Source organism: uncultured Fretibacterium sp. (assembly GCF_938040765.1).
GTDB lineage: Bacteria > Synergistota > Synergistia > Synergistales > Aminobacteriaceae > CAJPSE01.
Genome location: NZ_CALIAA010000118.1, coordinates 1 through 6,149, shown reverse-complemented (window position 1 = coordinate 6,149; position 6,149 = coordinate 1). Strand labels below are relative to the sequence as shown.

Here is a 6,149-nt window from a genome sequence, read left to right as displayed (position 1 = left end):
GCAGAAACCGAACGGCGTGATTTCCCCTGTCCCTTGTCCTTTCCGCGGCTTTGTGTGTGCCGCTGGGAAAAACGATTCCTTATCTCTTGAATCATCTCCACTCTATTTTTTGTTAAAAAAACAAAAATATCTTCATTATTTCATGAGGCGCGTCAGTGCTTTTATCCTCGCCTTCTCTTACTATAAAGATACAGTCGGTTTTTCCTTCAAGATCCTCGATGCTTATCCTTAAGGGGGAGGAGATGGGTTTGTTCGAGCCTGAGCGGTGTGCCAGGGAGATTCTGGGACAGCTGGTGCGAATCCGTACGACTCAGCCCGCTGGCGACGAGAAGGATGCCGTCATCTTCCTGAGGGAGATCTTCGAGCCCTTTACAAAGGAGATCGCGGTGCTCGACCATGGGGCCAACAGAGCCTCCATGATCCTGACCATGCCCGGACGGGATCGGGGGGGGGCCGTTGCCGTGACCGGCCACCTGGATACGGTGAACGTGGATTCCGAGGAGGCCTGGACGCACGCGCCCTTCTCCGCCTTCTGCGACGGCGAGCGGCTCTATGGACGCGGGGCGGCGGATATGAAGGGGGGGGTGACCAGCATCGTCCTGACGGCGCTCAAGCTGTTTCGAGAGGGCTTCGAGCCATCTGTGGACGTTCATTTCTGTTTCACGGCCGACGAGGAGTACGGAGGCATAGGGGCCGAGGCCCTCTGCAACAGCGGGAAACTGGACTGCGTTGCCGAGCTAGTTGTGGTCAAGCCCACCGACGGGCGGGTCGGCCTGGCCGGCAAGGGGGCCTTGGGGCTTTCGGTGAGTGCGAGGGGTCTGAGCGCCCACGCCTCACGTCCGGGGCAGGGGGTCAATGCCGTAGAACAGGTGTCCGCGTTTGCCCGGTCCATATCGGCGTTGCTTCGCAAGAAGGGGCGTTATCCGCTCCTTGGTGCGTCCACCTGCGTCGTCACGGGGCTTCATGGTTCCATCAGCACCAATGTCGTCCCTGACAGGGCAGAGGCCACGTTCGACATCCGTACCTCTCCGGGCATCTCCCATGCGGGGCTTCTGGATCAGATTCACGAGATGGCCCGCGCCCAGATGCAGAAGTATCCGCCCCTGGTTTTAGAGATAACGCCCTACCTGGACCGTCCGGCTCTGGGTATGGACGGGGACGCCCCTCTGGTGCGCCGTTTCGTCCGCATCTTCAAAACCCTTGGGCTTCCCTGGGAGACGACGGGAATCACCTACTTTACGGACGCCTCCGTGTTCGTCCCCAGATTGGGCGTCCCCTTCGTCGTCATCGGCCCCGGGGACGAACGCTTTTTCCATCAGGCCGACGAATACGTCACCCTAAAGGCCGTGCTCCAGTCGGCGCGGATCTTTGAGGAGTACGTCAGGACGATCCCCGGCGCGGAGGACGGAGAGGGGTAGGGGCCGTTCTTCCGTTGCTTTTGTGCGGATTTTCGTTTTTTGTGCCTTGCGTTTGGCGCGCTGCGGCTGTCGTCGTCTTTCGGGGGGGGATCTTTCGGCCCGGTCCTGTAGCCGATTCGCATAGGGGGATTCGTCCCCGAAAGTCTCAAAATTTTTTTTGAAGAAGGGGAAAGAGAATGGCAGTCAAGCAATATGTGCACTCCGCTCCAAACTTCAGTGCCGGTCGGGATAAGGCGGTCGTCGATGCTGTCGTCAACGAGGTCCGTAATGTTCCCGGCGTGCGCTTCATCGATTGTTATCCGGACGCGGACTTCGACCGTACTCCCGTAGAGCTTATCGGCGAGCCGGAGCCGCTGGCCAGGGCGTTGGTCGCGATGGCGGGCAAGGCCTACGAGCTGATCGATATGCGCGTGCAGAAGGGGAAGCATCCCCGCATCGGCGCACAGGACACCATTCCGCTTTTCCCGCTGCGCAATATCGGGTTGGACGAGGTCAAAGAGCTTGCGTTCCGTATCGGACGGGAGCTGTGGGAGAAGTATGGCGTGCCCGTGTTCTTCGCGGGGGTCAACGCGCGCTCCGAGGAGCGGCGGGAGATATCCTTCATCCGCCAGGGGCAGTACGAGGGGCTGAAGAAGCTCCTCGAGGAGAATCAGGGCAACCCGGCGGTCCTGGAGTCGCGTGCGCCCGACCTGGGGAAGGGGCTGCTCTCCGAGAAGAGCGGCGCCACGATCGTGAGCGCCGGCGAGAGGAACCTGGTGGCCGTCAACGTGCTGTTGAACACGAAGGACCTGGACGTCGCCAAGAGGATTGCGAAGATGGTTCGTGGCCCCTCGGGCGGGTTCAGCACCATCAGGGCCGTGGCCTTCACCCCGGACGGGTACGAGGAGGCGGCCGTCTCCATGAACATGTTCAACACGGACGATACGCCGCTTTATCGCGTGGTGGAGCTGATCCGTTCCGAGGCCGCCAGCGTCGGGGTCTCCGTGAAGGGCGTCCAGATGAGCGGCGTGTTCCCCACGAAGGTCCTGCTGCAGTGCGCGGACCACTATCTTCACCTCCTGGACTTCCAGGAGCATCAGCTGCTGGAGCACAACATGCTGCTGCTGGAGAGCGAGTAGGAACAGGGCTGCGTTCGCCCCGCGAGGGGCCGATTCGACGGGAAGCGTCTCAGGGCGAGGCGTTTTGGCACGGAACAGAAACGGCGGTTTTGTTGAAACGGCAGTTTGAAATGTAGTTGGAAGAAGGCTCCTACATCATCGACATGCCCTGCTGCTCGGTCCCGTCCGGCAGGAGCGTCAAGCAGATGGACCTGAAGAGGAGTCTGCCTGAGTGCCAGGCTCTGGTGGGCTTCGCCCTGTGGGGTGGTGTCACGGGAGAGCGGCCCTCCCAGAGTAGGGGTTGTACTCGAGGCTGTTTTTGCCATGCTGTTGGAATCCTCATCGAAAGCCGGTCTCGGCTTTTCGTGAAGGGTTTTCAACCTGCGGACTTGTAGACAATTCGCCCTCTTTAAGAGGCTTTAGCCGGAAAGGGAATCGTTTTTCAATGAGGGAACCTGTGAAGATTGTCGTCGGCATAACAGGAGGAAGCGGCTCGGTCTATGCCCTCGCGCTGCTGCGTCAGCTCCGTATCCTGGAGTGCGAGACCCATCTCGTGGTCTCCAGGATGGGGGCTTACGTGATGGATCACGAGTGCGGGGTCTCCCTGGAGGAACTGAGGACGTTCGCCGACCGTTTCTATGAGGACGACGACCTCGCGGCCCCCATCTCGGGCGGTTCCTTCAGGACCTTCGGCATGGCGGTCGTGCCCTGCTCGATGAAGACGCTCGCCTCGATCGCCGGCGGATTCTCGGAAAGCCTCCTCACCCGGGCGGCCGACGTGACCCTGAAGGAACGCCGCCGGTTGGTGCTGGTGACCCGCGAGTCGCCTCTGAGCGTGATCCATCTGGAGAACATGCTTGCGGCCACCCATGCCGGGGCGGTGGTGATGCCCGCCTCCCCGGGGTTTTATCACCGTCCCGAGAGCGTTGCGGAGATGGTCGTCTCCTTCTCCGGGCGTATCCTGGACGCGTTGGGCGTCGAACACAGCCTGACCCGGCGCTGGGAGGGCGCCGGGGTGCAGTAAACGAGACGGGCGAGACCGCGCGTTGACCTGCGCGGATCATCCTGCCCGTTGCTTTTATAGGTAGGAACCGGAGGTTTTTCATGGAAAGACAGATGCTGCGTTCCGTGCTGGAACGCCTGAGGGGCCAGGACCGGCTGATGGAGTGCACCGTTCCGGTCGATCCGCGGTTCGAGCTCGGCGCCGTGCTCAGCGCCTTCCACAACGAGAGGCCCATCCTGTTTCGGAACGTCAAGGGGTCGAGGGTTCCCGTGGTCGGGGCCCTTTACGGGAACCGTTCGATCATCCTGGACTTGCTCGGGACGAGCCCGGAGAAGCGGCTGTTCAAGTTGATGGGGGCCATGGGCTCTCCGTCCAAACCCAAGCTCCTGGACCGGGGGCCGGTCCAGGAGAACGTCGTCACTTCCGGCATCGATCTGCTCGAGATGCTCCCGGTTCCGACGTCGAACGAACGGGACGCCGCACCTTATCTTTGTGCGGGGGCGTTCGTGGTTCGCGACACCGAGACCGGAAGGACCCAGATGGCGGTACGGCGCATCCAGGTGCTGGGGGGCAACAGGCTTTACATCCTGGTGTCCGGGGCCTCCCCTCACCTGTTGGGCGAGCTTCGCCGCTGTGCCGAGAGGGGAAAGGTCCTCGAGTGCGCCGTCGTCCTGGGGTACGACGCGCCCTTTCTGCTGGCCTCCCAGATCGGCTCTGGAAAATACGGCCTGGACAAGTACGAGGTGGACAGCACGCTGAGGGGCGAGCCCCTGGAGCTGGTGCGCTGCCAGTCCATCGACCTCGAGGTCCCGGCCTGGTCGGAGATCGTCCTGGAGGGGAGGATCGAGCCCGGCTGGGCGGAGCCCGAGGGGCCTTTTGCCGAGCTGATGGGGTACTACAGCACCGTCGCCCCCGCTCCGGTGATGGAGGTCACCGCGGTGACGCACCGGAACGAGCCCATCTTCCAGCACGCCTTCCCCTGCCGGGAGGAACACTTGGCCTATGGGATGATCAAGGAGGCCGAGATTTTCGCGGCCCTCTCCCACACCGTGAACGTCCAGGACGTGAACCTGACCCTGGGGGGCGGCTGCCGGCTGCACGCGGTGGTCTCCATCAAAAAACGCGCGGCCGGCGACGGCAAGAGCGCCATCCTCGGGGTCCTCGGGGCCTATAAGGACATCAAGCACGTCGTGGTTGTGGACGACGACGTGGACATCTACGACATGGCGGAGGTGGAGGCGGCCATCGCGTCCCGTTTCCAGGCATCGCACGATCTGGTCGTCGTCTCGGGGGCGCTGGGATCGACTTTGGAGGCGTCCCACATGGAGCGGGGCGTCTCGGACAAGTTGGGGCTGGACGCCACCAAGCCGCTTGGGGACAAGGCATCCCTGTACGAGGCGGCCGTCATCCCCGGCTTTGAGAAGGTAAAGAGCTCCATCGACAGATATTTTGTCGGCGGCGGCACACGCCGCTGGTGTTAGGAGGCGGGGACGATGCGTAAAGCCCTGGGCAGCGTGGAGACCCGCAGCCTTGTGGGGGCGTTGGAGGCGGCGGACGTCATGGTGAAGACCGCGGATGTCACGCTCGCTTCCCTGAATTACGTCGGGTCGGGGATCGTTGCGGCGGTCGTCGAAGGGGATGTCGCCGCCGTGAAGGCGGCGGTCGAGAACGGGTCCGCTGCGGCGGGCAGGATTGCCGAGGTCGTTGCCGTCCAGGTCATTCCGCGTCCGGTTGCCGAGCTGCGGGAACTTTTGTGATGGCGGAGGAGCGTGAACGCTGATGGCCAATGAGCTCGTGATGCAGGTGATGAAGGAGCTCGCCCGCCGGCCGGGCTCCGTGCCGGTGATCTCGGCACGGGTGAAGGAGGCGTCGTCCTCGGGCTCCGGGGCCTCCGGCTCCGAGTTGAGGTCTGAATTGAGGCCCGCCTCGAAGCCCGGTCTGGGGCTGGACTCGAAGGAGGAGCGTTTTCTTCGGCGCCTGGCCGACGGCGGCCGGGCCTCGAATGGGGCCGGAGGGGCGGCGGTGAGCCGCCTTGCCGAAGGACGGAGCACGGGCTCGTACTTCGAGAGGGGACGGGAGACAAGGACGCCGGTGTCTGCCGGGAAGACGGAGAGGCGCGAGATGAGCCTTTCCAGCCCATCCCGTTCTCTAAGAGGGAGGAGCGCGATAGGGTTGGATGAGCTGGCGGAGCGGGAAGGAAGGGGCAGGCCGTGAACCGCGCGCTGGGACTGATCGAGGTGCTGGGGCTCACGGCGGCCATGACCGCCCTGGATGCGGCGATCAAAGCGGCCGATGTGACCTTCCTGGGCAAGGAGAAAGTGATCGGGGTGGGCAAGGCTATCAGTCTGACGCTTCGCATTGAGGGCGAGGTCGCCGCAGTCCAGGCCGCCGTCGATGCTGCTGCGGCCGCAGTAAAGAACATGGGAACCGTGTTCTCCGCTCGGGTGATTGCACGCCCCGACGCGGAGCTGTCGGAGCTCTGGCGCCGTCTTGAGGCCTGAGCTCCGGCGGGGTCGTTTGCGAACGGTGCGTGTTTTGCGGTGCTTTTGGTTTTGCGATGTTATTGATTCCAAATCCGCAGGTTAAAAGGTGTCCAGAGGACAAGTCCTCTGGTGGGGTCTGGGGCGAAGC

At 62.9% G+C, this 6,149-nt stretch carries 8 protein-coding genes; all 8 read left to right on the top strand.

Annotated elements, in window-relative coordinates:
- The coding region (locus tag Q0176_RS04295) for a hypothetical protein (RefSeq protein ID WP_299299581.1) at window positions 1–232 on the top strand (232 nt) is incomplete at its 5' end.
- 16 nt (window positions 233–248) lie between these two features.
- On the top strand, window positions 249–1,418 hold the full coding sequence (locus Q0176_RS04290; RefSeq protein WP_299299579.1) for a M20 family metallopeptidase: 1,170 nt from the start codon (window positions 249–251) through the stop codon (window positions 1,416–1,418).
- 176 nt (window positions 1,419–1,594) lie between these two features.
- On the top strand, window positions 1,595–2,536 hold the full coding sequence (ftcD, locus tag Q0176_RS04285) for a glutamate formimidoyltransferase (RefSeq protein WP_299299576.1): 942 nt from the start codon (window positions 1,595–1,597) through the stop codon (window positions 2,534–2,536).
- 436 nt (window positions 2,537–2,972) lie between these two features.
- Window positions 2,973–3,539, top strand: a complete 567-nt coding sequence (locus Q0176_RS04280) for a UbiX family flavin prenyltransferase (protein WP_299299574.1) — start codon at window positions 2,973–2,975, stop codon at window positions 3,537–3,539.
- Window positions 3,540–3,619: 80 nt separating this feature from the next.
- On the top strand, window positions 3,620–4,999 hold the full coding sequence (locus Q0176_RS04275) for a UbiD family decarboxylase (protein WP_299299572.1): 1,380 nt from the start codon (window positions 3,620–3,622) through the stop codon (window positions 4,997–4,999).
- A gap of 12 nt (window positions 5,000–5,011) precedes the next feature.
- Window positions 5,012–5,275 (top strand): BMC domain-containing protein, encoded by a 264-nt coding sequence (locus Q0176_RS04270; protein WP_299299570.1) that lies wholly within the window; start codon window positions 5,012–5,014, stop codon window positions 5,273–5,275.
- A gap of 22 nt (window positions 5,276–5,297) precedes the next feature.
- On the top strand, window positions 5,298–5,732 hold the full coding sequence (locus Q0176_RS04265) for a hypothetical protein (protein WP_299299568.1): 435 nt from the start codon (window positions 5,298–5,300) through the stop codon (window positions 5,730–5,732).
- Window positions 5,729–6,019 (top strand): BMC domain-containing protein, encoded by a 291-nt coding sequence (locus Q0176_RS04260; protein ID WP_299299566.1) that lies wholly within the window; start codon window positions 5,729–5,731, stop codon window positions 6,017–6,019. Before Q0176_RS04265 ends, Q0176_RS04260 begins: the two co-directional genes overlap by 4 nt.
- Window positions 6,020–6,149 lie beyond the last annotated feature (130 nt).